This is a genomic window from Micromonospora sp. NPDC000668 (assembly GCF_042897975.1).
Taxonomy (GTDB): Bacteria; Actinomycetota; Actinomycetes; order Mycobacteriales; family Micromonosporaceae; genus Micromonospora.
On the sequence record NZ_JBIAYP010000003.1, the window covers coordinates 847,443 to 873,954 of the forward strand.

The window sequence follows — 26,512 nt, forward strand, 5'->3', positions numbered from 1 at the left end:
GGGTCAGGGAGCCTGTGCGGCGACGACCACGGCGTCCGGCGGGGTGTCCGGGACCGTCCGGGCGGCCAGCCTGCGGACCGCGGTGTTCAGCACCGCGATCAGCGGCACGGAGACCAGCGCGCCGGTGATCCCGGCGAGCACCACCCCGGCGGCGATGCCGATGATCACCGCGAGCGGGTGGAGGGCCACCGCCCGTCCCATGATCAGCGGCTGGAGCACGTGCCCCTCCAACTGCTGCACGCCGATCACCACACCCAGGATGATCAACGCGGTGACCGGGCCGCTGTCGACCAGCGCCACCAGTACCGCCACGCCGCCGGAGAGCGCCGCACCGACGATCGGGATGAACGCGCCGAGGAAGACCAGCGCGGCCAGCGGGAAGGCGAACGGAATGTCGAAGATGACCAGGAAGATGCCGATGCCGACCGCGTCGATGAAGGCGACCAGCACCGTCGCCCGGACGTAGGCGACCAGCGTCTGCCAGGAGGCCCGGCCGGCGTCGTCGACCTTCCACCGGGCGGCCACCGGCAGCAGCCGGACCAGGAAGCGCCAGATCCGGCTGCCGTCGCGCAGGAAGAAGAACGTGGCGAAGAGCACCAGCAGCGTGCCGGTCAACACCTCGGCCAGCGTGGCGGCGGTGCTCAGCGCGCCGCTGGTGAACTTCGAGGTGTTGTCGTTGATCCAGCCCTGCGCCTCGTCGATGTAGCGGTCGAGCTGGTTGTCGGAGACGTGCAGCGGGCCCGTCTTCAGCCAGTTCTGGATCTGCCGGACGCCCTCCGAGGACTTCTCGCTCAGCTCCGGCACTCCCCGGATGAACTCGTTGACCACCAGGGTGAGCGTGCCGATCACCGCCGCCAGGCCGCCGACCAGCACCACCGCCGTCGCCAGCGACCGGGGCAGCCGGGCCCGCAACAGCCAGCCCACCGCTGGCGCGAGCAGCGCCGAGAGCAGTAGCGCGATGGCCAGCGGAATGATCACGATCTTGACCGTGCCGACGATCCGGAGCAGCGCCCAGGCCACCACGCCGATCACGATCAGCCGCCAGCACCAGGCGGCGGCGATCCGCAGCCCGTGCGGGACGTCGGCGTCGTCGCGGCTGGAGGTCGAGCTGTGCACGTCCACCGGAGGTTCCGCGCCGACGACCGTGGCCGTCGGCGGCGCGGCGGGCCCCGGCACGGCGGGCGAGGCCACCCCGACGGGCTCCGGGACGTCGCTCGACGCGCTCCGATCGGCGCGTACCGAGTCCCGTCCTGACTGGTAGGCGCGGCGGAGCCGCCCGCGTACCCGCTCGAAGCGGCTCAAGCGCACCTCCTGGGAGAGAAACCGGCCCGCCCACGACGACAGGTCGGACAGCATACGTCCGTTCCCGACACCGTAGGGCAGTTCCGCCACACATTGCCCCGGTCACCTCGGGCGTAACCACCGGCTGCCGGCCGTCGCCGACACGGTAGCGTCTGCGGCGTGACCGCCGACCAGGATCTCGACGCCGGCCTGCCGATCCGCCTGCTGCACGACCGGGTGCTGGTACGGATGGAGAGCAGCGAAGGCGAGCGCCGCTCCACCGCCGGCATCGTCATCCCGGCGACCGCCACGGTCGGCAAGCGCCTCGCCTGGGCCACCGCCGTCGGAGTGGGGCCGAACGTCCGCGCCATCGTCTCCGGCGACCGGGTGCTCTTCGACCCGGACGACCGCTCCGAGGTCGAGCTGCACGGCCGTGGGTACGTGCTGCTGCGGGAGCGGGACGTGCACGCCGTGGCCGCCGAGCGCGTCGACAACGACTCCACCGGCCTCTACCTCTGAGACCTCCCCCAACCCCGCGCCGCACACCGGCGTGGGCGGCCGGGCACCGGCGCGCGGCGTCGCTCCGTTTGCCGGGCCGCACGACGGGAAGCCATCCGGCGACCGTGGCCCTGGGGAGGGACGATGCCGGTATTCCTGAAGAAGCTGTTGGCCTGGGGCAGCCTCGCGTTCCTGATCTACTTCATGGCGTTCCGGCCGGACGGTGCCGCGCAGATGTTCAAGGCGATCGGGGCGATGCTGGTCGCGATGGCCCAGGGCCTCGGTGACTTCCTCACCACCCTGATGACCTGATCCGCCGGCCTCCCATCAGTGTTGACCGGGCGGCCAGGGCGCGGGCGCCGCCGGCCGCACGCCGTACCAGCCGGGTGGGGCGTACCCCACCGGCGGTGGCGGCGCGGCCAGCAGCACCGGAATCGGCACCACCGGCTCGTCCGGCGCGGCCACCGGACGCTGCGAACCGTCCGGGAAGCGCAGGTGGTAGCGGCTGCCGTCCCAGACCCCGACCGGGGCCTGCGGGTCCCGACCCACGAAGAACGACCGGTACGAGGTGATCGACTCCAGCAGCTCCCGCTCCTCACGAGCCGTCCGCTCCCGATCGGCCGGCTTGCGGTCCAGGCCGCGCAGCGTCCCGTCGCGCAGCAGGGCCAACCGGGTGGCGGCGAACTGGTACCCCCGCATCGCCCGCACCCCGGCGTCCCCGGCCACCCGACGCGCCCAGCTACGGGCCGCGTGCCGGCGACCGAGACTGCTCAACGCGGCCACCTCGGGCGGGCTCAGCCAGCCGGCGCGCACGTAGTCCGGCAGCGTCCGCTCGGTGAGCCGCCCCTCCCACGCACGCAGCCACACCGCCAGCCCCACCATGCCGAAGAAGACCGGCACCATGAGGCCCAGGAAGCCGTACAGCATGATCACCGTCTCGCCGGTGGCCTGGGTCAGCGTGGGCAGCAGGTTCCAGGTGCCGTGCAACATCATGGCCAGCAGCAGGCCGGCGACCGGTGCGAGCACCCGGACCCGGCGGTCGGCCGTCCGGGCGGCGACACCCAGCCCCACACCGGTCATCGAGGTGAAAAGCGGATGGGCGAAGCCGAACAGCAGGATCCGCACGATGAAGATCGCGATGACCTGCTGGGTGCCGGTCGCCGGGCCGTACCGGTCGGCGCCGGCCGCGTAGCCGTACCCGCCCAGGTAGAGGATGTTCTCCACCATGGCGAAGCCGACCGCGGAGAGCCCGCAGTAGACCAGGCCGTCGGTGATCCCGGACCACTCCCGGCGGCGGAACACCAGCAGCAGGATCGGGCCGAGTGCCTTGGTCAGCTCCTCGATGAACGGCGCCACCAGCACGCCGGTGAGCGCGGCCGGCAGTCCCCAGTCATTGAACCGGGCGGCGGCGAACTCGTTCACGGTGAGCGAGGCAGCCGTGGAGACGAACGCACCCCAGGCGAAGCAGAAGATCAGGTACTTCAACGGCTCCGGCTCGTAGCGGTCCAGCCAGAGGAAGCAGGCGACCAGCACCGGCACCGGCAGGACGGCGGCGACCAGCCCGATCAGCAACGCCTCGACGCCGAGCGACTGGCCGAGCGTGAAGACCATGAAGCCCGCGCAGGCGGCGATGAACAACACCACCCCGGCCAGCACCAGGAACCGCCGCCGGTCTAGTCGGCGCAGCGGCATCCGGGGCGCCTCGCCGGCGGACGGGGCTGCGGGCGCGGGCGGCGACGGCAGGGGTGCACCGGGCGGGGTGTCGGCCATGCGGTCAGCGTAGCCATCCCCCGCCGGCTGGTTTGGTCGCATCGGCAGTCGCTATGCTGCCTGCAGGTCACGAGCGCCAGCGTCAAGCCCCGGCTTGCTGGCCGGCAACCCTCGTCGAGTTCGCGGTGGGGTGCCCCGGGTGATGACCGGGCCCAGCCCGATCGGCGTGCTGGGCAAGCGCGGACCCCGTCCCGACACCAGACCCGGGGTCCCTGACCCCGGAGGTTCCGGCGTGTCCGTCACCCTCGTACCCTCGCTTCCCACCCGGTCCGCCGTGGCGCCCGCGCCGGCCCCGTCGGCGCCGCTCGACGTACTCGGCGTACCGGGCGAGATCAACCTGGACTACGCGGCCAGCGCGCCGTGCGCGCGGGCCGCCGCCGACGCGGTGGCCGAGCTGCTGCCCTGGTACGCCAGCGTGCATCGCGGTGCCGGAGCGCTGTCCCGGCACTGCACGCTGGCCTACGAGCGGGCCCGGCAGACGGTCGGTGACTTCTTCGGCGCCCGCGCCGAAGACCACGTGATCTTCACCCGCAACACCACCGACGCGCTCAACCTGCTGGCCCGGGCGCTGCCCGCCGGCACGACGGTGGTCACCTTCGCCGGCGAGCACCACGCCAACCTGCTGCCCTGGCCGCGCGGCTCGGTCCGGCTGCCGGTGCCCACCGACCCCGCCGGGGCGGTACGCGCCCTCGCCGCCGCCCTCACCGAGCTGCGCCGGGACAGCAACCCGGCGCTGCCCGTACTGGTCGCGGTGACCGGGCGAGCAACGTGACCGGCGAGCGATGGCCGGTGGCCGAGCTGGCCCGGGTGGCCCACCGGCACGGGGCCCGGATCGCCCTGGACGCCGCGCAGCTCGCCCCGCACGCCCCGGTCGATCTGCTCGCGCTCGACGTGGACTACCTGGCCGTCTCGGGCCACAAGCTGTACGCGCCGTTCGGCGCGGGCGTGCTGATCGGCCGGGCGGACTGGCTGGACGTCGCTCCGCCGTACCTGGCCGGTGGTGGCGCCACCAGCCACGTCGGGCCGGCCACCCACGACGTGACCTGGACGACCGGCCCGGCCCGACACGAGGGCGGTACCCCGAACCTGGTCGGCGCGGTGGCGCTGGCCGCGGTGTGCGCGGCGCTTGCCGACGCGGACCGGGTCGCGCTGGCGGCCCGCGAGCAGGCACTGCTGGCCCGGCTGCGGACCGGCATCGCCGCCCTGCCGCATGTGGTGGAGCTGCGCACCTTCGGCCCGGACGCGCCCCGGGTCGGCATCGTGTCGTTCGTGGTCGCCGGGTGGGACTCCGCCGACGTGGCCGCCCGGCTGGCCGCCGAGCACCGGATCGGCGTACGGGACGGGCTGTTCTGCGCCCATCCGCTGGCCCGGCGGCTGCTCGCCGAGGCGGCGGGGACCGGCCGGCGGGACCTGCCGCCCACCGCCCTGCGCGCCAGCATCGGCCTGGGCAGCACGGCCGCGCAGGTGGACCGGCTTCTCGCCGCACTCGCCGCGTTGGGCTGAGGGCGGGCGGAGCGCCGCGGCCCCGGTCAGCCGACCGGTGGGGCGGTGGGCGGCTTCGGCGTCTCGCCCGGCTCGGCCGGTTCACCGATCGGCCGCTCCTGCTCCCCGAAGGCGGTACGGATCCACCGGTTCGCCTCCTCCTGGTCGATCCCGGAGGCCACCAGCAGGTCGCTCGCGGTGGTCCGGATCTGGGCGATCACCACGCTGCCCGAGAAGCCGACCCCGGCTCCGTACGCCCGACCGGCCTCGCTGACCGCCCGCAGCGACCGCTCCCGGGCCTTCTCCGGTTCCTCGCCCACCGCGAACTCGTGCTTGAGCAGCCGGACCGACTCGGCGAGGTGGCCGATGCCGTCCGGCATCGGATCCGGCACCGGCTCCTCGTCCTCGATCAGCGTCACGGCCCGGCGGATCAGCGTGCCGGTGTTGCGCATCGCCCGGTCAATCGGGTCGGCCGCCTCCGCGTAGTGGGTCAGCTCGTCGCGCCGGTGCCAGCGGGCCGGGGAGAGGGTGGCGGTCTCCTTCGCCCCCTCGATCGCCTCGGCCAACGTGGCCAGCTCCTCCTTGTTGTTGCGCAATCGTTCGAGCGCCTGCTGGATGCCGGCGCGGTCCCGGTTGCGCAGCCCGTCGGCCGTGGCGTCGAGCTGGGCGGCGAGCAGGTCCAGCGCCGGTCGGGCAGCGCGATTGAGCACCCGGAGCGGGTTCAGCGGCAGCAGCACCGCCGTCACCAGCAGCGCGATCCCACCACCGAGGAACGCGTCGACGAAGCGCGGGATCTCCAGATTCTCGGTCTGCGGACTCAGCGTGACGATCAGCACCGCCGTGGCCGCCGCCTGGATGACGATGGCCACGCTGGCCCCGGCGAAGATGGTGAGCAGGATCGCCACCGTGACCACCAGGCCGAGCTGCCACGCCCCGGTGCCCAGCAGGTAGATCAGGAAGTCGCCGATGGCCACCCCGATCCCCACCCCGACGATCAGTTCCACGGTCCGGCGGAACCGCTGACCGACCGACGCGGCCAGGGTGCCGACCGCGGAGATCGGCGCGAACACCGGCTGCGGGTTGCCGAGCAGCCGGTGCGAGACGTAGTACGCCAGCCCGGCGGCCAGCCCGGCCTGCACGGCCAGCCCGCCGGCCATTCGCACCCGGTGCAGCCGGTCGTGCAGCGTGGCCCGACTGCGATGGCGCAGCTCCTCGGTGGCCTCGGCGATCCGCGCGCCGTCGATGTCCACCAACCCTTCGCGCAGCGCCGTACGCCGCACCATCGGAGGTCGCTTGTCCCGGGGCACGGCCATGGGCGCGACTACCCGTGGCACACGCGCTGAATCCTCCCGCTCCGCGCCGCTCGCGTCGGATGCGGCAGACTCGGGCGGTGGCCGATCTGTTGGACCGGTGGCGGGCGGCAGCCCGGGGCGCCGGGGCGAAGCCCGGCGCGGACACGACCCGGGCTGGGGAGCAGTTGCTCTCCCGGTGGCGGGAGCCGCACCGGCACTACCACACGGCGGTGCACCTGACCGCCGTGCTGGACGTGGTGGACCGGCACGCGGGGCTGGCCGACCGGGCCGACCTGGTCCGGCTGGCGGCCTGGTGCCACGACGCGGTCTACGACCCGCGGGCCGCCGGCGACGCCAACGAACGGGACAGCGCCACGCTGGCGGGGACCGTGCTCACCGAGCTCGGGGTGCCGGCGCCCGCGGTGGCCGAGGTGCGCCGGCTGGTGCTGCTCACCGCCGGGCACGTGGTGGCCCCGGGCGACCGGGACGGCGAGCTGCTCTGCGACGCGGACCTCGCTGTGCTGGCCGCCCCGCCGGCCACCTACGACCGCTATGCGGCGGCCATCCGGCGGGAGTACGCGCACGTGCCGGAGCCGGCCTTTCGGGTGGGCCGAGCCATGGTGCTCACCGGCCTGCTGGCGCTGCCGGCGCTGTTCCGGCTGCCACCGCTGGCCGGCCGGTGGGAACAGCCGGCCCGGAACAACCTGCGCCGCGAACTGGCCACGCTCACCGCTGCCGGGCCGCCGGCGGACTGACCAGATGCTTCGGGCGGCGCAGGCCGGCGTCCCGGAGCAGCCGGACCAGCTCCCGGCTCGGCACCACCTGGGCACCGAGCCACACCGCCGCCGCGAACCGCTCGGCCGGGATGTCGTAGTGGTCCCGGTCGAAGCCGCGCCGGGGCGCACCCAGCGCCTCGGCGAAGGCGTGCAGTTCGGCGTAGGAGACGTCGCTGATCAGGTGCGACCAGAGCCGACCGCGCCACGGCCAGGCAGGCCGGTCCAGGTAGAGCATGGTGCCCAAGTTAGCCCGCGCAGTTGATCACGTTGATGATCGGCGGTCGGCAACCTAGCCTCAGCTACATGGCCCCCACCCCACTCCTCGACGACCTGCGCGCGGCGCTGGGCGAGACCGCCGTGCTCACCGACCCGGACCTGCTGCGCATGCACCAGCGGGACGAGGCCGACCTCTGCGCCGCCGGCACCCCGCTGGTGGTGACCCGCCCGCGCACCACCGAGCAGGTGGTCGCGGTGATCCGGGCGGCGGCGCGGCACGGCGTACCCGTGGTGCCGCAGGGCGCGCGGACCGGGCTGGCCGGCGCGGCCAACGCCGTGGACGGCGCGGTGGTGCTGAGCACCGTCGCCATGGACGAGATCCGGGAGATCGACCCGGTGAGCCGGATCGCGGTGGTCCAGCCGGGGGTGGTCAACGCGGCGCTGGCCGCGGCGGTGGCCAAGCAGGGGCTCTGGTACCCGCCGGACCCCGGCTCCTGGGAGTCGTCCACCATCGGCGGCAACGTGGCCACCAACGCCGGCGGCATGTGCTGCGTCAAGTACGGCGTGACCACCGAGTACGTGCTCGGCTTGGAGGTGGTGCTCGCCTCCGGCGAGGTGCTGCGCACCGGCCGGCGTACCGCCAAGGGGGTGGCCGGCTACGACCTGACCCGGCTCTTCGTCGGCTCGGAGGGCACCCTCGGGGTGATCACCGAGGTGACCGTCGCGCTGCGCCCCGCCCCGGCCGAATCGCTGACCCTGGTGGCGGTCTTTCCCTCCACTGCGGCGGCCGGCGCGGCGGTGGCCGAGATCGCCGCCCGAGGGCTCACCCCCAGCCTGCTGGAACTGCTGGACCAGACCCACCTGCGGGCGATCGAGGCGTACCAGCCGATGGGGCTGCGGACCGACGCCCAGGCTCTGCTGCTGGCAGCCGCGGACACCGGCAGCCGGGCCGCGGACGACCTGGCCGGCCTGGCCGAGGTGTGCGAGGCGGCCGGCGCCGACGAGGTCTACGCGGCCACCGACGCGGTGGAGGCGGCGGCGCTGCTGCAGGCCCGGCGCCTGGCCCACCCGGCGATGGAGAAGTTCGCGGCCGACGCCTACCCGGGCGGCAACGGCGGCCTGGTGATCGACGACGTGGCGGTGCCGCGCGGCTCGCTCGCCGCCCTGCTGGACGGCGTGGCCCGGATCGCGGTGGACTGCGACGTGCCGATCGGCGTGGTGGGGCACGCCGGAGACGGCAACATGCACCCGAACATCGTGGTCGACCGGGCCGACCCGGCGAGCCTGGAGCGGGGTCGGCGGGCGTTCGACGAGATCATGCAGCTCGGCCTGGACCTGGGCGGCACCTGCACCGGCGAGCACGGCGTGGGGCTGCTCAAGCGGGACTGGCTGGCCCGGGAGATCGGCCCGGTCGGGGTCCGGGTGCACCACGCCATCAAGTCGGCGCTGGACCCGGACGGCCTACTCAACCCCGGCAAGGTGCTCTGACCCGGACCCGGACCCGGACCCGGCGAGGCCCGGCCGACGCCTCGGTGCAGGATCAGCCCTCGACCTCGGCCGGGGTCGCCTGGGTGAGCAGCAGCAGGATCTCCCCGGCGACCTTCGTGCGCTCCTCGCCGGGGCAGTCCTGCGAGGTGACCAGCCCGGCGGAGGTGAGCAGGCTGGAGGTCAGCGCGTCGATGCAGGTCGGCCGGTACTGCCGGACCTGATCGGTCTCCTTGGCCAGCGTCGGGTCGGCGAGCAGCACCTGGAGCCGTTCGGTCTGCTCCGGGGCGAGGGTGCCCCGGGAGGTGACCCCGTCACCGGCACAGTCGAGGCACTGCCACGCCCCGTCCCGCTCGACGCTCAGCGTGCGCAGCGGGCCGTCGGCGCCGAGCCTCTGGAGCAGGCTGACCTGCCCCGCGGCGACCGTCGTGGGAACCTCGAGCGCCGGCCCGCCGGCTGCGACTCCGGCCGACTGCACCCCCGGTGTGTCGCCGCCGTTCCGGTCGAACAGCGAGCACCCGGTCAGGGCGCTGGCCAGCGCCGCAGCGAGAAGGGGAATGAGCAGGCGGGAGGGCGCGCGGTACAGCACGCGCGGAAACCTACCCCACCGTAGGTTCGACCGAAACCACCATCCGGGCCGGTATCGATGGTTACCCTTCGGTAACGTTTCTTTTCGTCACCGAGTGGACGGGCGCAACTCAGCCTGATCGTCGTCGCCACCCCGGTCGGCCGCGAAGCCCCGAACGTCCGGAGCGCCGAGCCGGGCCGCGTCCGCAGCGGCGTCGTCCGGCATCAGTTGGGACTGCCGCTCCGCCTCCACCCGTGCCCGGTAGTGCTCGACCTCGCGTGCCTGGGTGGCCGCGTCCCAGCCGAGCACGGCACCCATCAACTCGGCGGCGTGTTCCGCCGACTCCAGCCCTCGATGGCTGGTCTCGAAGGAGATCCGGGTCCGCCGGGTCAGCACGTCCTCCAGGTGCAGTGCGCCCTCGGCCCGCGCCGCGTAGGTGACCTCCGCGGCCAGGTACTCGGGGGCACCGGCCAGCGGGGACGCGAGCAGGGGATCGGCGTCGGCCAGCGCCAGCAGGTCCAGCGTGAGGGTGCCGTACCGCTCCAGCAGGTGCTCCACCACGCCCACCGGTACGCCGTGCCGGCGGGCCAGGTCGGCCCGGTCCCGCCACATGGCCGGGTAGCCGTCGGCGCCGAGCAGCGGCAGGTCGGCGGTGCGCGAGGCGCGCGCGCCGCCCAGCCGCCGGGCGGCCCGGTCGACCACATCGGAGGCCATCACCCGGTACGTCGTGTACTTGCCGCCGGCGACCAGCAGCAGCCCGAGCATCGGCTCGAAGACCGCGTGCTCCCGGGACAACTTCGAGGTGGAGTCGGCCTCGCCGGCCAGCAGCGGGCGCAGCCCGGCGTAGACGCCCTCGATGTCGGCGGTCGTCAGCGGCCGGTCCAGGACGACGTTGACCTGCTGCAGGAGGTAGTCGATGTCGCGGGCCGAGGCAGCCGGGTGGGACCTGTCCAGCCGCCAGTCGGTGTCGGTGGTGCCGATGATCCAGTGCCCGCCCCACGGGATGACGAAGAGCACCGAGCTCGCCGTACGCAGGATGAGCCCGGTCTCGCCGGTGATCGCCGAGCGGGGCACCACCAGGTGCACCCCCTTGGAGGCGCGCACCCGGACGCCGGGCCGCAGGCCCACGTCGTTGAGCATCCGGGACATGTCGTCGCTCCACACCCCGGTGGCGGCGATGACGGTGCGGGCGTGCACCTCGAACTCCGCGTCCGGTGAGCCGGCCGGCGCCTCCAGGTCGCGGACCCGGACGCCGGTCACCTCACGCGCCTGCCGGATCAGCCCGACGGCGCGGGCGCTGCTCACCACCGTGGCGCCGAGGCTGGCCGCGGTGCGGGCCAGGGTGACCACCAGCCGGGCGTCGTCGACCTGCCCGTCGTAGTACCGGATCGCCCCGGCCAGCGCGTCGGCCCGCAGGCTCGGGAAGATCCGCCGCGCACCCTCGCGGGTCAGGTGCCGGTGCAGAGGCATGCCCCGGCCACCGCCGAAGACCCCTGCGAAGGCGTCGTAGGCGGCGACGCCAGCGCCGTAGTACGAGCGGCGGAAGATCCGGGCGGGCAGGTCCCGCAGGCCCCGACCGGCCGGCAGCGGCACCAGGAACGGCACCGGGCGGACCAGGTGTGGCGCGAGCCGGGTGGCCAGCAGGCCGCGCTCGGTCAGCGCCTCGTGGACCAGGTGGAACTCCAACTGCTCCAGGTAGCGCAAGCCACCGTGGATGAGCTTGCTGGACCGGCTGGAGGTGCCCGCGGCAAGATCGCGTGCCTCGACCAGGGCCACCTTCAGGCCTCGGGAGGCCGCGTCCAGGGCGGCGCCGGCACCGGTCACCCCACCCCCGATGACCAGCACGTCGAAGCGCTCGCCGCGGAGTCGGCGCAGGTCGGCAGCGCGGCGGACCGGCGAGAGCTGACCGGCTACGGATCGGGAGATATTGGGGTCGCGCACCTGTCCACCGTAACCGCCGATGCCATCGTGCCGACATGCGCCGCCCGCCCCGTACTGTTCACGTCATGCAGGTCGGCTCTCCGTCACCCGCTGGTCCACCGTCGCACCACCAGCCGTCGTACCCGGGCCGGGCCAGTCCGTGGCCGGTGGTCGCGGCCGTGCTGGCCGGCTGCTGGACGGTGGGGGTCACCGTGGCCACCCAGGCGGGTGGCTGGCTCACCGACCAGGTGCTGCTGGGCTTCGGACGGGACCGGATCGGTTCGCTCTGGCCGCTGCTGGGCCTTGCCACCGTCGTGCTGGTGGGCACGCCCGCGCTGCTGCTGGCCCTGCTGCCCCGGTCGGCCGCGGTCCGCGCCACCGGCCGGGCCTGGCTGGGCGGGGCGCTCGCGCTCGGTGTGCTCACGCTGCTGCGAATCGTGCCGCCGGTGCACCACGAGGCGTACCTCGCCGCGCTGGCCGCCACGGCGGCGCTCACCGCGCTCGTCCTGCGCTGGACGGCACGCCGCTCGGCGCGTCGCTCAACGTCCGGCGGGTCGATCGGCGCGACGCCCGGCAGGGACGCCGCCGCACCCCCGATCGGAAGCGCCGCGCCCGGCGACATCGCCAGTGCCCCCGAGCCGACTGGAAGCGCCGCGCTGGCGGACATCATCGGCGGCTCGGCCGGACCCGGGCGGAGGCCGGCCCGGCCCGGTCCGGTGCCGCTGCTCGCGGTCGCCGCCGGGCTGGCGCTGCTGCTGCCGTGGGCGTGGCTGGGCGCGCTCGGCGGCCTGCTGGAGACCGCGCTCGCCCTGCTGGCGGCGGCCGCACTCGGCGCGCTGGCCGCGACGCTGCTGGACGCCGCCTTCTGGTCCCGGTTCGCGATCGGCCGGCCTCCCCGGCCGGCCCGGTTGGTCCTGGTCGGCGGCCTGGTCGCCGGGGTGACGCTGCTGCTGCTCGCGGCCGGCACCGGCCAGTCCGGCGCGCAGCTACCCGCGCTGCTGACCCTGCCGCCGGTGGGCTTCGCGCTGGCCGCCCTGTGGGCCGCGACCTGGCGTCCGGCCGCCGACGGGACGGCAGACGCCGGGGAACCGACGGCGGACGCCGGGCGCGCTGGTCGGGCGGCGACCGGCTGGCTGGTGGGCCTGACCGCGCTCGGCCCGCTGGCCTTCACCGACCCGGAAGAGATCAGCGTGCTGTTGGCCGGCACCCGCGACGTGCCGTTCTGGGTAGCGGCCGCCGCCGGTGTCGGGCTCGCCGTCGCGGTCCTGGTCGCCATCGGGTACGCGCTGCTGCTGGCCCGGCCGGCCGCCCGCACGCCGAGCCGGCGGATGGCCGCGCTGACCGCAGTGGTGCTGCTGGTCACGGCCGTCGTCGTCGACGTCGGGCCCGGGCAGCCCGGCCTGTACGGCGAACGGCTGCTGGTGGTGCTGCGCGAGCAGGCCGACCTGACCGGCGTGCCGGCCGGTGTGCCGGGCCGGGCGGGGCGGGACGCCCGGGCGGCGGAGGTGTACCGGCGACTGGTGACCACCGCCGACCGGAGCCAGGCCGACCTCCGTCGGGAGCTGACCCGGCTGCGGCTCAACCCGGTGTCGTACTACCTGGTGAACGCGGTCGAGGTGGACGGCGGTCCGGCGGTGCGGGCCTGGCTCGAGCGCCGACCGGGGGTGGCCCGGGTGCTGGTCAGCCAGCGACTGCGGCCACTGCCGGCCCCGGCCGGGCAGAGCCGGGGCACCGCCCCCGCGCCGACCGGTCCGGAATGGAACATCCGCCAACTCGGCGCCGACCGGGTCTGGTCGCAGCTCGGGGTGACCGGCGCGGGCATCGTGGTGGGCAGCTCGGACTCCGGGGTGGACGGCACCCATCCGGCGCTGCGGGCCGGGTTCCGGGGCGGGGACGACTCCTGGTTCGACCCGTGGGACGGCACCCGGACCCCGACCGACCAGGGCGGGCACGGCACCCACACGGTGGGTAGCGCGGTCGGGCGGGGCGGCATCGGGGTGGCGCCGGACGCGCAGTGGGTGGGCTGCGTCAACCTGGACCGCAACCTGGGCAGCCCGGGGCACTACCTGGACTGCCTTCAGTTCATGCTGGCGCCCTTCCCGGCCGGCGGTGACCCGTTCACCGACGGCCGGCCGGAGCGCGCCCCGCAGGTGCTGACCAACTCGTGGGGCTGCCCACCGATCGAGGGCTGCGACCCGGGTGTGCTGCGACCGGCCACCGCCGCGCTGGATGCCGCCGGGATCTTCGTCGTCGCGGCGGCCGGCAACACCGGCCCATGGTGCGAGTCGATCGCCGACCCGCCCGCGCCGTACCCGGACGTGTTGACCGTGGGCGCGGTGGACGCGCAGCGACGGGTTGCCGAGTTCTCCTCGCGGGGGCCGGTACCGGGCGGCCCCCGCAAGCCGGACGTGCTGGCGCCGGGCGTGGACGTGGTGTCGGCCATGCCGGGCGGCGGGTACGCCGCGCTCGACGGCACCTCGATGGCTACCCCGCAGGTGGCCGGGGTGGTGGCGCTGATGTGGTCGGCGAACCCGGCGCTGGTCGGCGACCTGGCCCGGACCCGGCAGATCCTGCGGGACACCGCCACGCCGGCCGTGCCGACCTACCGCTCCCGCAACACGGCGGACGCCTGCGGCGGCCCGGCGAACGTCACCGGGGCCGGCCAGGTCGACGCCTACGCCGCCGTCCGAGCCGCCCGGCCCTGAGCCTGCGGTTGTCCTCATCGAGACGATGGCGGGAGTCGAAACCGGTACTCGGTGATCTAGGGTCGCGACCATGGACGCCGAGATCACCATCACCGAGCTGACCGTCGACCTGACCCCCGCCGTGGTGCGGCTCTGCGAGCAGGCGCTCGACCTGCCGGAGGACGCCACCGAGGCGGGGCCCGTGGTGGACGCGCTCTGGCCCCGGGCCGCCGCCGACCGGCTGGTGGTCGGGCTGGGCGCGTACCGGGGTGGGGACCTGGTCGGGGTGCTGCTCTGCTCGGTGTCTTCGGCCGACCCGGGCCTCGGGCACGTCGACCTGGTCGCGGTGCTTCCGGAGCAGCGTCGCCGGGGTGTCGGCCGGGCGCTGCTGGAGCGGGCCGAGCAGGTGCTCGCCGAGCGCGGGGCGACCGAGGTGCTGCTGGCCGGGAACCCGCCGTACTACGCCTGGCCGGGCATCGACGTGCGCTACACGCCGGCGGTCTGCACCGCCCTGGCACTGGGTTACCGGCAGGATCGGACCGCCTGGAACATGACCGCCGATCTGTCGTACGACGAGTCGCCGGCGCTGCGGTCCACCGAGGCGGCGGAGCGGCGGCTGGCCGGGCAGGGCATCACGGTACGTCGGGCCGAGCCGGCGGACCTACCGGCGCTGGCCGCGTTCGCCCGGTCCACCTTCGGTGGCGCGTGGGACGGGGAGCTGGCCGGGTCGGTGGGTCGCGAGGGCGCCGGTTGCCACCTGGCGGAGCGGGCTGGCGAGCTGCTCGGCTTCGCCGCCTACGGTTCGTCCCGACCGAGCTGGTTCGGGCCGATGGGCACCGCGCCGGCCGCCGAGGGTTCGGGCATCGGCGGGGTGCTGCTGCGGCGCTGCCTACGCGACCAACAGTCGGCGGGGCTGGACCGGGCGCAGATCGGTTGGGTCGGGCCGGTGCCGTTCTATTCGGGCAGCGCGGGCGCCCGGATCGAGCGGGTCTTCTTCCTGTACCGACGGACGCTCAACGGCAAATAACGGGCGAATAGGATATAGACCCAGATAGTCCCATTCGCCCGCGTCGGGCATCGACGCCCCCTACCGTTTCGGTAGAGGAGGCAGCCATGACCACGGATGACGACCAGACCGAGGACGGCCCGCCCGTCACCTGGAAACCGGTCGGCGAACTCCCCGGCCAACTGCCGTTCGACCGGCTCGACTACGGCGACGCCGAGCAGTTGGCCGAGATGGCAGAACCGGTGATCGAGGAGCCGCAGGAGATGGTGGACGCACCCATCCAACTGCCTCCGCCGTACGACCGGGCGCAGAAGCGGCGCAACCAGCGCCCCCTGCCCACCTGACGACGAACGGGGCGGACCGCGTCAGCGGCCCGCCCCGTTCGGTGTCGGAACTGGACTCAGAAGTCCATGTCCCCGCCACCCGGGCCAGCCGGGGCAGCCGGGGTCTTCTCCGGCTTGTCCGCGACAACAGCCTCGGTGGTGAGGAAGAGCGCCGCGATGGAGGCGGCGTTCTGCAGCGCCGAACGAGTCACCTTGGCCGGGTCGATGATGCCCGCGGCCAGCAGGTCCACGTACTCGCCGTTGGCGGCGTTGAGGCCGTGACCCGCTTCGAGGTTACGGACCTTCTCCACCACAACGCCGCCCTCGAGGCCGGCGTTGACGGCGATCTGCCGCAGCGGGGCGTCCAGCGCGACCTTGACGATGTTGGCACCGGTCGCCTCGTCGCCGACCAGGTCCAGCTTGTCAAAGGCGGTCTTGCCGGCCTGCACCAGCGCGACGCCACCACCCGGGACGATGCCCTCTTCGACGGCGGCCTTCGCGTTGCGAACGGCGTCCTCGATGCGGTGCTTGCGCTCCTTGAGCTCGACCTCGGTGGCCGCGCCGACCTTGATCACCGCAACGCCGCCGGCCAGCTTGGCCAGCCGCTCCTGCAGCTTCTCCCGGTCGTAGTCGGAGTCGCTCTTGTCGATCTCGGCCCGGATCTGGTTGACCCGGCCCTGGATCTGCTCGGCGTCGCCGGCACCATCGACGATGGTGGTCTCGTCCTTGGTCACCACGACCTTGCGGGCGCGGCCCAGCATGTCGAGGGCGACGGCGTCCAGCTTGAGGCCGACCTCCTCGCTGATGACCTGGCCACCGGTGAGGATGGCGATGTCGGCGAGCATGGCCTTGCGGCGGTCACCGAAGCCCGGCGCCTTGACGGCGACGGACTTGAAGGTGCCCCGGACCTTGTTGACGACCAGGGTGGCCAGGGCCTCGCCCTCGATGTCCTCGGAGATGATCAGCAGCGGCTTGCCCGACTGCATGACCTTCTCCAGGATCGGGAGCAGGTCCTTGACCGACGAGATCTTGCTGTTGACGATCAGGAGGTAGGGGTCGTCGAAGACGGCCTCCATGCGCTCCGGGTCGGTCATGAAGTAGGCCGAGATGTAGCCCTTGTCGAAGCGCATACCCTCGGTGAGCTCAAGCTCCAGGCCGAAGGTGTTGCTCTCCTCGACGGTGATGACGCCTTCCTTGCCGACCTTGTCCATCGCCTCGGCGATGATCTCGCCGACGGTGCTGTCGCCAGCAGAGATGGAGGCGGTGGAGGCGATCTGCTCCTTGGTCTCGACGTCCTTGGCGAGCTTGGACAGCTCCTCCGAGACGCTCGCGACCGCGGCCTCGATGCCCCGCTTCAGGGCCATCGGGTTGGCGCCAGCGGCCACGTTGCGCAGGCCCTCACGAACCAGGGCCTGGGCCAGGACGGTCGCCGTCGTCGTGCCGTCACCGGCAACGTCGTCGGTCTTCTTGGCGACCTCCTTGACCAGCTCAGCGCCGATCTTCTCGTACGGGTCCTCGAGCTCGATCTCCTTGGCGATGCTCACACCATCGTTGGTGATGGTGGGGGCACCCCACTTCTTCTCGAGCACGACGTTGCGGCCCTTGGGGCCGAGGGTCACCTTTACGGCGTCAGCGAGCTGGTTCATGCCTCGCTCGAGGCCGCGGCGCGCCTCTTCGTCGAACGCGATCATCTTGGCCATACGGCGTTGTCCTCCTGGACACTCACGGGCCACCCGAGATGTGTGCCTCGAATGGGCCGCCTGGTGTACGCACCTTGGGACGTCGCCACCTGGCGACGACGACGTCCTTCGGCCGGGCCGGATAGCCCGCGACGACCGGCCATGTGCCGCCCCGGCGTCTCCACGCCGGTGCAACCTGGCCCCACCGTCCCGACCATTGGCACTCGCGGTATGCGAGTGCCAATACCTTGTTTAGCACTCTCCCCTGCCGAGTGCAAGCACGACTGCCGCTGTCAGCCGAGTTCCGCGGCCAGCCCGGCGCTGTTCACCGGCCCCTCATGAGCCCGCTGCTCGACGTACGTCACCAGCAGCCCCACCATCTGCGCCAGATAGGCGGGGAGGGCCAGCACCGCTCCGAGGGCGAGGACCAGCACCACGCCGATCGCGGAACCTGGAGCGGCGAGCGGATCGACTCCAAACGGGGCGGTGCCGACCCCCTCCAGCACGCTCGCGACGAAGGTGCCGACAATCACCACCGCCCCCACCAGCGCCACCCGCCCCAGCAGCAGCCCCAACCGGTCGTGGAACATCCTGAACGACCGGCCGATCGGGTTGTGCCGCTCGAAGAGATAGACCGGCCCGGCCATGCTAAGCGCGAAGGTGAGGTAGATGCCGGGCAGGACGCAGAAGCAGATGCCCAGGCCGACGATCAGGCTGATCGCCAGCGTCCACCCCCAGAGCCCGAGCGCCCGGCGCAGGCCGTAGCGCAGCGCCTCACCCAAACTCACCGGCCCACCGGCCGCCTGACGGGTGATCACCCAACTGCCGGCGGCCCAGCCCACGGACTGCACCAACCCGATCAGCACGCTGCCGACGATGATCACCAGGAACAAGGACGCCAGGTCGGTGAAGAAGTTGTCGGGCAGCGAGGTCGACTCGTCGACGGCGTTCGTGTCCCACTCCGCGGTCGGATCCAGCCCGAGCGAGAGCACCGACAGCACCGCCGCCGGCAGCACCTGGGTGAGCAGCAGGATGGGCAGCAGCAACCGCCAACCGCGCTGGAGCGCACCCAGGCACCGGTTGAACCAACCGCCCAGCCCGGCGCCGGGCGGCGTGACCAGCCGGTCGGACGGGTCGATGCCGGGCGGGTACCACCCGGCGGCCGGTGGCCCGGGATACCAGTGCTGCCCGCCGTACGGCCCGGAGCCGATCGGGTAGCCGCCGGTGGGCGGGAACACCCAGCCCTGCGGCGGCGCGCCCGGTGGCGGCCCCCAAGCAGGCACGGTCGGATCCCAGCCGGGCGGACTGCCCGGCGGCGGGCCTCCAGCCGAAGCGGGCAGCGCGGTCGGATCCCAGCCGGGCGGGGTGCCCCCGGGCGGGAGCCCAGCGGCACCGGGCGCGGTCGGGTCACCACCGGGCGGCGGACCGGACGGGTCGGGCTGACCCGGTGGTGGGGCGGCCGGGGGCGGCTGGTCGGACATGAACCCTCCTCAGCAACGGCTGGAACGGTTCACGATCCTCCAGGGTCCAGCCGCGCGGCGCAGCCCCGGGCCGGCGGCCTTACTGGCGGTGCCCGCTCAGGCGACGACGCGCACCCGCTCCGCCTGCGGACCCTTCTGGCCCTGGGCGATCTCGAACTCCACCCGCTGACCGTCGTCCAGCGCCTTGTAGCCGTCCATCTCGATCGCGGAGAAGTGGACGAACACGTCCTGACCGCCGTCGACGGCGATGAAGCCGTAACCCTTTTCGGCGTTGAACCACTTCACGGTGCCCTGTGCCACGGTGCACTTCCTCACTCTGCGCGGCGTGCCATGCCCCTAGCGCGCGGCACGGGCCGGCGCCGTCGGACCACCGCCTCGGCGATCGATGACTACCGCTGAAACAGGTGACCGAAATCGCACGCTACACGAGGAGTGACGGCCGCGCACGACCACAAATCGGGCGCATCGGCGCCGTTTCCGACAGCACGAAGTCGGCCTCGTTTTCGATCAACCCGATCCACGCTCATGACTACCACGGCGCGGGCAGCCCGCCGGCCGTCCGGCGGCGATCGAGCACGCCGAAACCGTCGTCCACCCCTGTGATAGGCATGCGGGCATGACCACCGATCCGGGCGGAGTCGCCCTCCGGCAGGCGAAGGTCCGTCGGGTCCGGCCGGAGGACGCCGCCCGGATGCGGGCGCTGCGCCTGGAGATGCTCGCCGACGCACCGCTGGCCTTCCTGGAGACCGTGGCCGAGGCCGCGGCCCGCTCCCACACCGAGTACGCCGCCCGGGTCGCGTCCACCGCGACCGGGTCCGGTACCGCGCAGTTCATCGCCGACCCGGGAGGCCGGCTGGTCGGGCATGCCGGGGGCACGGCCGCGCCGTACGAGGCGGGGTTGACCGTGATCTACGCCGTCTACGTCACGCCGGCCTGGCGGGGCATGGGGCTACTCGGTGAGCTGGTCGACGAGGTGGCCGCCTGGTCGCGCGCCTGTGGCCGGCCGGAGTTGCTGCTGGAGGTGGTGGTCGGCAACAACCGCGCCTACCGGGCCTACCAGCGGCTCGGCTTCACCGACACCGGCGTACGCGTCCCGCACCCGACCATCCCCGCGCTGACCGAACTCCAAATGCGACGCCCAGCCTGAACCCCAAGAACCCTCCCAAGGCAGAACCCCGGTGATGTTTCCAAGAGCCGGCTGCGTCGCGCCTAGCGTGCGCCGAGAGGGTTTCCGGGGCAGCCCGCCCCGCGCAGGGATCAAGCCTGACCGCCCGGAGCGGGGTGGGCTGCCCCGGAAACCCCAACAGCAACCAAAGACCAACGATCAGACAGGCCGCCGCGACTGCACGATCCGGAACCGATTCGCCACGTACGCGCCGTCGGTCAGCGCCGAGTTGGCCGCCGCGTTGGCGCCGCTGCCGTGGAAGTCGGAGAAGGCCGCCGACTGGTTCACGAAGACCCCGCCGGTGAGGTTGCAGGACAGGTGCACCCCGACCTCCACCGCCACCGCCTCGGTCGCGTCCAGCACCGCCTCGTCCGTGGAGTAGACCCCCGCGGTGAGCGCGCCCTTCTCGCCGACCGTCCGGTGTAGCAGTTCCAGGCTGTGCGCGGTGGAGTCGGTGGCGATGGCGAACGAGATCGGCCCGAACCACTCCCGGCCGTAGGTCTCCGCGTCGTCCGCGCCCAGCTTCACGATGGTCGGGGTACGCACCACCGCGTCGGCGTACGACGGGTGCGTGACGGCCCGCGACTCCAGCACCGGCTCGCCGACCTTGGTCACCTCGGCCAGCCGCTCCAGCACCCCGTCGTTGACGATGGCACCGGTCAGCTCCACACCCCGGGCCGGGTCGGCGGTCAGCTTGCCGACCGCCGCGGCGATCCCGCCGGCCACCTCGTCGAAGCTCTTGTGCCCCTGGTCGGTCTCGATGCCACCGGCCGGGATGAGGAAGTTCTGCGAGGTGGTGCACATCTGGCCGCTGTACAGGGTCAGCGTGAAACCGAGGTTGCGGCACATGCCGGCGAAGTCGTCGGTGGAGTCGATCACCACCGTGTTCAGCCCGGCCTTCTCGGTGTAGACCGCCGCCTGCCGGGCGTGCGTCTCCAGCCAGTCGCCGTACTCGGTGGAGCCGGTGAAGTCGACGATCTTCACGGCCCGGTGCAGGGCCAGGTCGCTGGCGAGCTTCTCGCCGGGCGTCTCGGCGGCCAGCGTGATCAGGTTCGGGTCGAAGCCGGCCTCGGCGAGCACCTCCCGGGCGTACTTCACGGTGATGGCCAGCGGCAGCACCGCGCGCGGGTGCGGCTTGACGATCACCGGGTTACCGGTGACCAGCGAGGCGAACAGCCCCGGGTACGAGTTCCAGGTCGGGAAGGTGTTGCAGCCGATCACCAGCGCCACCCCGCGGGGCACCACGTGGAACGTCTTGGTCATCCGCAGCGGGTCACCCTTGCCGGCGGACTTCTCCCACCCGGCCGTCGCCGGGTGCCGGGTCATCTCGGCGTACGCGTACGCCAGCGCTTCCAGCGCCCGGTCCAGCGCGTGCGCGCCGCCCGCCTGGAAGGCCATCACGAACGCCTGGCCGCTGGTGAACTGCACCGCGTTGGCCAGCTCGAAGATGTTCTTGTGCAGCCGGTCGAGGATCTCCAGGCAGACGCCCACCCGGGCCTGCGGGCCGGCGTCGCGCCACGCCGGCAGCGCGGCGGTGGCGGCGGCGACCAACTGGTCCACACCTGCGTGCGGGTAGCGCACCGCCAGCTCCACCCCGAACGGGCTCGCCTCGGTGGCGACCCGGTCGCCGGTGCCCGGCTGGTCGAGGGGGAAGTCGCCACCCAGGTACGCCTCGAAGGCGGCCTTGCCGTCGGCGGCGGCGGTCTCGCCGTACACCCGGGGGCTGGGGGACTCGGGATAGGCGGACCAGTAGCCCCGCTCCGTGATCGCGGTCAGCGCACGGTTGAGGGTGTCGGCGTGCCTGTCGTACAGGGGATGCGGGGTCTCCGTCATGCCCGCCATCATGCCTGAGGAGCGCCCGTGAGCAGTAGCGCCGATACCCGTCAGAGAGTGAGCTGCCAGTTGCTCCAGGAGTCCACCGGGCGGAACCCGAGCCGCTCGTTGATCGCCACCATGTAGCTGTTGCTCGCCGCGTTGAAGGTGTCGATGACGCGTACCGCCTGCTCGTGGGTGAGCAGATGATGCAGGTTCTCAATCTTGGCGAGCAGGCCGAGCCGGTGCCCCCGGTGGGCCGGGTCGACGATGGTGATCTGTTGGAACGCGTGCCAGTCGGCGGAGGCGCCCACGTCCAGCAGCGTCCAGGCGACCAGCCGGCCGGACTCCTCGTGCAGCACCCCGAGGTTGTAGCGCCGCCGACCCCGGGCGTCCAGGGCCCGTTCGGTGCCGCGGATCCGCTCGGCGTCCACCTGCTCCGGTTCCCACTGCACGTCTCCCATGGGCGCATCCATGAGCAGCCGGCCGTCCAGGTAGGCGACGTCCGCCACGTACTCCTGCGGGGTCGCACCCTGCCAGCAGACCGACCGATAGCCCTCGGCTAGGGCGTGCGCCTCGGCCAGCGCCGCGCGCAGCGCGACCCGGTCGATGGTGCCGACCTCGAGTCGGCGACGCACCTCGGCCAGCGCGGACTGGGCTCCGGTCGCGGCGGCGAACGCATCGCCCGCCACCGTCCGGGCCGGCCCGTCGGGCAGCGCCGAGACGGTCATCGCGACCACCCGCTTGCGTCCGCGCTCGCGCAGCAGGCGTACCCCGTGCTCGTGCAGTGCCCGACCGACGCCCCGCCGCCGCAGCTCGGGATGCACTACCAGCTCGGCCGTGGCGTTTTCGGTGTTGTCGAGCTGCGGCAGGTCCAGCTGGACATAGCCGGCCGGTACGCCGTCCAGTCGGGCCAGCGCCCAGAGCGTCTCGGTGCCGGGCATCGGCGTGTGGAAGAACGCGTCGAAGCGACGCCGGCAGAAGGGCGGGAAGTCCGGGAGATCGGCGTCGTTGGCCGCCGCGCCGATCCGGTACGCCTCGTCGACCGAAGCTCGGTCGGCGCCGTCGAACGACGCGATGGTGATGCTCATGCCGCCGAGCGTGCACCCCGGGAAAGCGATCGGGCCAGCGAATTAATCGCTGGCCCGATCGAACGTGGTCGGGAGGGACACTCGCACAACGCCTCCGGCGCTGGGTCGCAAGAACTTCAAAAGTCTCCGGCGAAATGCCCTCCCGCAGGGAGCATCTTGCGCCGTCCGGTTCCTGCCGTCAAGTCCAGAGCGGTGGGTTTTCCACACTCACTGCGAAAAGCCAGTTACCCGGCGGATCGGCCCGATCCCCCGTCCGGGCGATCCCCTATCCCCCGCCCGACCCTGCACGCCCACCCCTCCGGCGCGGGGCGGGGCGGGGTGGGCGGGGCTGATCAGCCCAGGAGGCCGGCGTCTCGGGCGGCACGGAGGGACGGCTTGATGTGGTGGGTCGGGCCGACCTGGCCGGCTACCGCATCGATGGTCTTCAGCCCCTCGCCGGTGTTGAACACCACGGTCTCCGCCGTCGGGTCGAGCCGACCGGACTCGACCAGCTTGCGCAGCACCGCCACGGTGACCCCACCGGCGGTCTCCGCGAAGACGCCGGTGGTACGGGCCAACTGCCGGATGCCGGCGCGGATCTCGTCGTCGTCGGCGTACTCCATCCAACCGTCGGTGCGGCGGACCGCCTCCAGGGCGTAGAGGCCGGCGGCCGGGTCGCCGATGTTCAGCGACTTGGCGATGCCGGTGGGCTTGACCGGGGTGATCGTGTCGGTATCGGCGTGCAGGGCGGTGGCGATCGGGTTGCAGCCTGCGGACTGGGCACCGAAGACCTTCCAGCCGCCGGCCGGCGCCTCGACCAGCCCGATCTCGACCAGCTCGGAGAACGCCTTGTCAATCTTGGTGAGCAGCTCGCCGCTGGCCATCGGGATGACCACCTGGGCCGGGATCCGCCAGCCCAACTGCTCAGCCACCTCGTAGCCGAGGGTCTTGGAGCCCTCCGCGTAGTACGGCCGGACGTTGACGTTGACGAACGCCGTGTCCTCGAACTCGTCGGTCTCCACCAACTCGCCGCAGAGCCGGTTCACGTCGTCGTACGAGCCGTCGATGGCGACCAGGTCGCCGCCGTAGACCGCGGTGGTGATGACCTTGCCCTGCTCCAGGTCACTGGGGATGAAGACCACCGAGGGCACCCCGGCCCGGGCGGCGTGCGCGGCCACCGAGTTGGCCAGGTTGCCGGTGGAGGCGCAGGCGAACCGGCTGAAGCCGAGCGCGCGGGCGGCGGTGAGCGCCACCGAGACGACCCGGTCCTTGAACGAGTGGGTCGGGTTGGCGCTGTCGTCCTTGACCCAGAGCGGCGCGGTGATGCCCAGCTCGGCGGCCAGGTGCGGGGCCGCCACCAGCGGGGTGAGCCCCGGGTCGAGGGTCACCCGGGTGGACGGGTCCTGACCGGCGGGCAGCAGCGCGGCGTACCGCCAGATGTTGTTCGGGCCGGCCTCGATCTGCTCACGGGTGACGGCGGCCAGGGCGGCGGTGTCGTAGTCGACCTCCAGCGGGCCGAAACACTCGTAACAGGCGTGCTGGGCGGCGAGCGGGTAGCGGGCCGAACAGGCGCGGCACACCAGGGCTCGGGCGGGGCTGGAGGAGGTGTCGATGCCAGGGGTGGCGAGCGTCGACGTCATGTCGAGGAGTCCTCTCATCTTTCCCCACACCGCACGGTGCGGCGGGGACGGAATTGGCACCTGCCCCGCAGGTCGCTCAGCGGTGAGCGCGCGGGGTGGTTGCCGGGGCGTCGTCGGGCCGTATCCCTCAGCCCCTCTGGATGAGGTATTCAGTTGTGCCGTCGAGTCTAGGCAACGCCGGGCGCCGCCTCCACCGCAGATCCCAGTGGGTGGGTCAGCGGTTGGCCACCGCCACCGGGTCGACCACCGCGACCGGGTCGGTCACCGCAGTTGGTTGGGGCAGCGACGGGGTCACGGTCCGAGCCCGGGTGGCGAGGTTCGCGGCGATCAGGGCGGCGATGGTGATCGCGGCCCCGACCAGTTCGATCGGCTCCGGTCGGTAGCCGCGGACGATCTGCACCGTGAAGGTGGTCACCGGCACCAGGTTCATGAACAGGGCGGCGTTGGCGGCTCCGAGCCGCTGCACGCCGGTGTTCCAGGCCAGCACCGCGATCACCGCGCCCATGATCACGGCGTACGCCAACTGCGGGGCGACCGCCACGAGGTCGGCGGCGGCCGGCGCGTGCTGCCATCCGATGCCGTCGGCGAGCACGCTCGCGGCGAGCATGGCGGCCGTGCCGGCGAGCGCGGTCAGCGTGGTGTACCGCAGCGGCGACCAGGTGCCGAACTGGCTGGCGCCGTGGGTGTAGATCGCCCAGCCGAGCACCGCGCCGATCATCATCAGCCCGCCGAGGCCGAACTGACCGAGCCCGGTCAGGCTCCCGCGGGTGATCACCAGGCCGACGCCGAGGAGCGCCACCAGGGAGAGGGCCAGCAGGAGGGGCTTCGGGCGTACGCCGTCGCGGGCCCAGCGGACCAGTTGGGTGATCACCGGGGTGGTGGCCACGAAGAGGGCGATCTGCTGCGGGGCGGCGTGCTCCAGCGCCAGGTTGGTGAGCACGTTGAAGCCGGCGAAGCCGACCACACCGAGCACCGCCACCTCGACGGCCCGGCCGCCGAGCCGCAGCGCGCCGGCACCCTCGCGGAGCAGCAGGATGGCGACCAGGATGAGGGCGGCCAGCAGGTAGCGGGCGGTGGTCAGGTTGAGCGGATCAACCCGGGTCAGCGCGCTGGCCAGGACCGGGAACATCACTCCCCAGCTGAGCACGGCGAGAAGCGGATAGGCGGCGGAACGGGGACGCATCGTCAGCTCCAATGTTCGAGAATCGTCGAACCAGCGACACCGACCCTAGGGACTTGTTCGACGGTTGTCGAACAACGGTTACACTGGTCACATGGAGCCGCACGAACCCGACCTGACCGCCGTACCGGTCACCACCGTGCTGGCCGCACTCGCCGACGACGTGCGGCTACAGATCGTCCGGGCGCTCGCCGAGGGCGGCGAGTTCGCCTGCAACACCTTCGAGTTCGGCGTCTCCAAGGCGACCCGCAGCCACCACCTCAAGGTGCTGCGCGAGGCCGGCCTGACCCGCACCCGGGCCGCCGGCACCAGCCGCTACGTCCGCCTCCGGCGAGACGAGCTGGAGCGCCTCTACCCCGGCCTCCTGAACGCCGTCCTCACCCCCGCCCCGCCCGCCCCGAGCCGCGCCGCCCCGAGCCGCCCCGAGCCGCCCCGAGCCAGCCTGAGAGCGGCCGGCACCGCTGGCGACGCGACGTGACGGCGGGCTGACGAGCCCGGCGGTCGGGAGTAACGGACTGCCTGCACGCCCTGTCGAGCTGCCCCAGATATGGGGCAGGGTTGGACGTCGGCGTTACCACCGCTCGGTGCCGGATTGTGCGCTTGCCTCAGCATGCCGGCCGCGTGCCGGGTCAATGACCGCCGGCCGCTACACGCGGACGAGCGATGTCCCCAACCATTCAGCTCCAGAGGCACCCGGAAGCCCTCGTCAGGTCCGTGCCGAGAGGGAGCGGCGGCAGAGCAGCCGCCCCAGCACAACACTCGCCCGGCACAGCAGCCAGGCAGAGCAGCCAGCCCAGCACAGCAACCGCCCAGCCTCGCGCCCCCAGCCCGGCACAGCAGCCAGCCCGGCACAGCAGAGCAGCCGCCCCAGCAGAGCAGCCAGCCCGGCAGAACCGGTCAGGTGACTGGTCGCCGCGCAGCCCTCGCGGCGATGGTCCAAATATGGGGCAGCTCGACAGGGTCAGCAACCGGCAGGCCGGGCCGGCGGGCCGGCAGGCCGGGGCGCGAGCCCGGGGCCGCGAGCCCGGGGCGCGAAGCCGGGGCACGAAGCCGGGGCGCGAAGCCGGGGCGCGAAGCCGGGGCGCGAGCCCGGGGCGCGGCCGGGGCGCGAGGCCGGCGCGAGGCCGGGGCGCGAGGCCGGGGCGCGAGGCCGGCGCGAGGCCGGGGGCGCGAGGCCGGCGCGA

Annotated in this window: 22 protein-coding genes, 1 pseudogene and 2 riboswitches; of the genes and pseudogenes, 10 read left to right on the forward strand and 13 right to left on the reverse strand. The window is 73.1% G+C overall.

The genetic code is table 11. From position 1 onward, the window contains the following. Window positions 1-3 precede the first annotated feature (3 nt). Window positions 4-1,356 (reverse strand): AI-2E family transporter, encoded by a 1,353-nt coding sequence (locus ACFY29_RS20230; RefSeq protein WP_386988185.1) that lies wholly within the window; start codon window positions 1,354-1,356, stop codon window positions 4-6. A 105-nt stretch (window positions 1,357-1,461) separates the two neighbouring features. Between ACFY29_RS20230 and ACFY29_RS20235 the strand changes: the two genes are divergently transcribed. Both ACFY29_RS20235 and ACFY29_RS20240 read left to right on the forward strand, forming a co-directional pair. Further along, window positions 1,462-1,800, forward strand: coding sequence for a GroES family chaperonin (locus tag ACFY29_RS20235; protein ID WP_386988187.1), 339 nt, complete (start codon window positions 1,462-1,464; stop codon window positions 1,798-1,800). Window positions 1,801-1,923: 123 nt separating this feature from the next. Next, complete coding sequence (locus ACFY29_RS20240; protein WP_386988190.1) at window positions 1,924-2,091, forward strand: hypothetical protein; 168 nt, start codon at window positions 1,924-1,926, stop codon at window positions 2,089-2,091. Window positions 2,092-2,106: 15 nt separating this feature from the next. On the opposite strand, the gene ACFY29_RS20245 is transcribed toward ACFY29_RS20240, so the two are convergent. Then, on the reverse strand, window positions 2,107-3,591 hold the full coding sequence (locus ACFY29_RS20245) for a PrsW family intramembrane metalloprotease (protein ID WP_328420931.1): 1,485 nt from the start codon (window positions 3,589-3,591) through the stop codon (window positions 2,107-2,109). 23 nt (window positions 3,592-3,614) lie between these two features. Beyond that, window positions 3,615-3,735: riboswitch (SAM riboswitch) on the forward strand. A 46-nt stretch (window positions 3,736-3,781) separates the two neighbouring features. On the opposite strand from ACFY29_RS20245, the pseudogene ACFY29_RS20250 reads away from it, so the two are divergent. Next, a pseudogene (locus tag ACFY29_RS20250) lies at window positions 3,782-5,052 on the forward strand (aminotransferase class V-fold PLP-dependent enzyme). A 26-nt stretch (window positions 5,053-5,078) separates the two neighbouring features. Here ACFY29_RS20250 and ACFY29_RS20255 read toward each other — a convergent pair. Further along, window positions 5,079-6,314, reverse strand: a complete 1,236-nt coding sequence (locus ACFY29_RS20255) for an aromatic acid exporter family protein (RefSeq protein ID WP_386988529.1) — start codon at window positions 6,312-6,314, stop codon at window positions 5,079-5,081. A gap of 107 nt (window positions 6,315-6,421) precedes the next feature. On the opposite strand from ACFY29_RS20255, the gene ACFY29_RS20260 reads away from it, so the two are divergent. After that, the gene (locus ACFY29_RS20260) at window positions 6,422-7,078 is read left to right on the forward strand and encodes a metal-dependent phosphohydrolase (protein WP_386988193.1); all 657 of its coding nucleotides are present in this window, start codon (window positions 6,422-6,424) and stop codon (window positions 7,076-7,078) included. On the opposite strand, the gene ACFY29_RS20265 is transcribed toward ACFY29_RS20260, so the two are convergent. Beyond that, the gene (locus tag ACFY29_RS20265) at window positions 7,050-7,334 is read right to left on the reverse strand and encodes a DUF4031 domain-containing protein (RefSeq protein ID WP_328420937.1); all 285 of its coding nucleotides are present in this window, start codon (window positions 7,332-7,334) and stop codon (window positions 7,050-7,052) included. The two genes, ACFY29_RS20260 and ACFY29_RS20265, sit on opposite strands and share 29 nt — an antisense overlap. Window positions 7,335-7,402: 68 nt before the next feature. Between ACFY29_RS20265 and ACFY29_RS20270 the strand changes: the two genes are divergently transcribed. After that, complete coding sequence (locus ACFY29_RS20270) at window positions 7,403-8,803, forward strand: FAD-linked oxidase C-terminal domain-containing protein (RefSeq protein ID WP_328420939.1); 1,401 nt, start codon at window positions 7,403-7,405, stop codon at window positions 8,801-8,803. A 52-nt stretch (window positions 8,804-8,855) separates the two neighbouring features. Here the strand turns inward: ACFY29_RS20270 and ACFY29_RS20275 are convergent, their stop codons facing one another. Together ACFY29_RS20275 and ACFY29_RS20280 are read right to left on the reverse strand one after the other, a co-directional pair. Continuing rightward, on the reverse strand, window positions 8,856-9,389 hold the full coding sequence (locus tag ACFY29_RS20275) for a hypothetical protein (protein ID WP_386988195.1): 534 nt from the start codon (window positions 9,387-9,389) through the stop codon (window positions 8,856-8,858). Window positions 9,390-9,476: 87 nt separating this feature from the next. Next, window positions 9,477-11,294, reverse strand: coding sequence for a glycerol-3-phosphate dehydrogenase/oxidase (locus ACFY29_RS20280; RefSeq protein ID WP_328426131.1), 1,818 nt, complete (start codon window positions 11,292-11,294; stop codon window positions 9,477-9,479). Window positions 11,295-11,374: 80 nt separating this feature from the next. Between ACFY29_RS20280 and ACFY29_RS20285 the strand changes: the two genes are divergently transcribed. From ACFY29_RS20285 to ACFY29_RS20295, 3 genes are all read left to right on the forward strand, one after another. Then, window positions 11,375-13,993 carry a S8 family serine peptidase gene (locus ACFY29_RS20285; RefSeq protein WP_386988198.1) on the forward strand — a complete coding sequence of 873 codons (2,619 nt, stop codon included), beginning with the start codon at window positions 11,375-11,377 and terminating at the stop codon, window positions 13,991-13,993. A 70-nt stretch (window positions 13,994-14,063) separates the two neighbouring features. Continuing rightward, a complete protein-coding gene (locus ACFY29_RS20290) occupies window positions 14,064-14,999 on the forward strand; it encodes a GNAT family N-acetyltransferase (protein ID WP_386988200.1) in 936 nt (311 codons plus the stop codon). Between the two features lie 86 nt (window positions 15,000-15,085). Next, entirely contained in the window at window positions 15,086-15,322 is a 237-nt protein-coding gene (locus ACFY29_RS20295) for a hypothetical protein (RefSeq protein ID WP_328420946.1), read from the forward strand. A 56-nt stretch (window positions 15,323-15,378) separates the two neighbouring features. Here the strand turns inward: ACFY29_RS20295 and groL are convergent, their stop codons facing one another. The 3 genes from groL to ACFY29_RS20310 all read right to left on the reverse strand — a co-directional run bounded on the left by groL (window position 15,379) and on the right by ACFY29_RS20310 (window position 18,761). Further along, window positions 15,379-17,001: a chaperonin GroEL gene (gene groL / locus ACFY29_RS20300; RefSeq protein WP_328420948.1), complete on the reverse strand. Its 1,623-nt coding sequence runs from the start codon at window positions 16,999-17,001 to the stop codon at window positions 15,379-15,381. A gap of 272 nt (window positions 17,002-17,273) precedes the next feature. After that, a complete protein-coding gene (locus ACFY29_RS20305; RefSeq protein ID WP_386988204.1) occupies window positions 17,274-18,461 on the reverse strand; it encodes a hypothetical protein in 1,188 nt (395 codons plus the stop codon). A gap of 96 nt (window positions 18,462-18,557) precedes the next feature. Continuing rightward, window positions 18,558-18,761 carry a cold-shock protein gene (locus ACFY29_RS20310; protein WP_007073263.1) on the reverse strand — a complete coding sequence of 68 codons (204 nt, stop codon included), beginning with the start codon at window positions 18,759-18,761 and terminating at the stop codon, window positions 18,558-18,560. Between the two features lie 316 nt (window positions 18,762-19,077). Here ACFY29_RS20310 and ACFY29_RS20315 point away from each other — a divergent pair, with 316 nt between their 5' ends. Next, a complete protein-coding gene (locus ACFY29_RS20315; protein WP_355601688.1) occupies window positions 19,078-19,608 on the forward strand; it encodes a GNAT family N-acetyltransferase in 531 nt (176 codons plus the stop codon). A gap of 177 nt (window positions 19,609-19,785) precedes the next feature. Here the strand turns inward: ACFY29_RS20315 and paaN are convergent, their stop codons facing one another. The 4 genes from paaN to ACFY29_RS20335 form a co-directional block, all read right to left on the reverse strand. Beyond that, window positions 19,786-21,459, reverse strand: a complete 1,674-nt coding sequence (gene paaN / locus ACFY29_RS20320; protein WP_328420961.1) for a phenylacetic acid degradation protein PaaN — start codon at window positions 21,457-21,459, stop codon at window positions 19,786-19,788. A 50-nt stretch (window positions 21,460-21,509) separates the two neighbouring features. Next, window positions 21,510-22,529 (reverse strand): GNAT family N-acetyltransferase, encoded by a 1,020-nt coding sequence (locus ACFY29_RS20325; RefSeq protein WP_386988208.1) that lies wholly within the window; start codon window positions 22,527-22,529, stop codon window positions 21,510-21,512. A gap of 332 nt (window positions 22,530-22,861) precedes the next feature. Then, window positions 22,862-24,148: a threonine synthase gene (gene thrC / locus ACFY29_RS20330; RefSeq protein WP_355601693.1), complete on the reverse strand. Its 1,287-nt coding sequence runs from the start codon at window positions 24,146-24,148 to the stop codon at window positions 22,862-22,864. A gap of 11 nt (window positions 24,149-24,159) precedes the next feature. Next, a riboswitch (SAM riboswitch) is annotated at window positions 24,160-24,295 on the reverse strand. A gap of 67 nt (window positions 24,296-24,362) precedes the next feature. Next, window positions 24,363-25,331 (reverse strand): DMT family transporter, encoded by a 969-nt coding sequence (locus tag ACFY29_RS20335; RefSeq protein ID WP_355601695.1) that lies wholly within the window; start codon window positions 25,329-25,331, stop codon window positions 24,363-24,365. A 91-nt stretch (window positions 25,332-25,422) separates the two neighbouring features. Here ACFY29_RS20335 and ACFY29_RS20340 point away from each other — a divergent pair, with 91 nt between their 5' ends. Further along, complete coding sequence (locus tag ACFY29_RS20340; RefSeq protein WP_386988212.1) at window positions 25,423-25,806, forward strand: ArsR/SmtB family transcription factor; 384 nt, start codon at window positions 25,423-25,425, stop codon at window positions 25,804-25,806. Window positions 25,807-26,512: the final 706 nt, after the last annotated feature.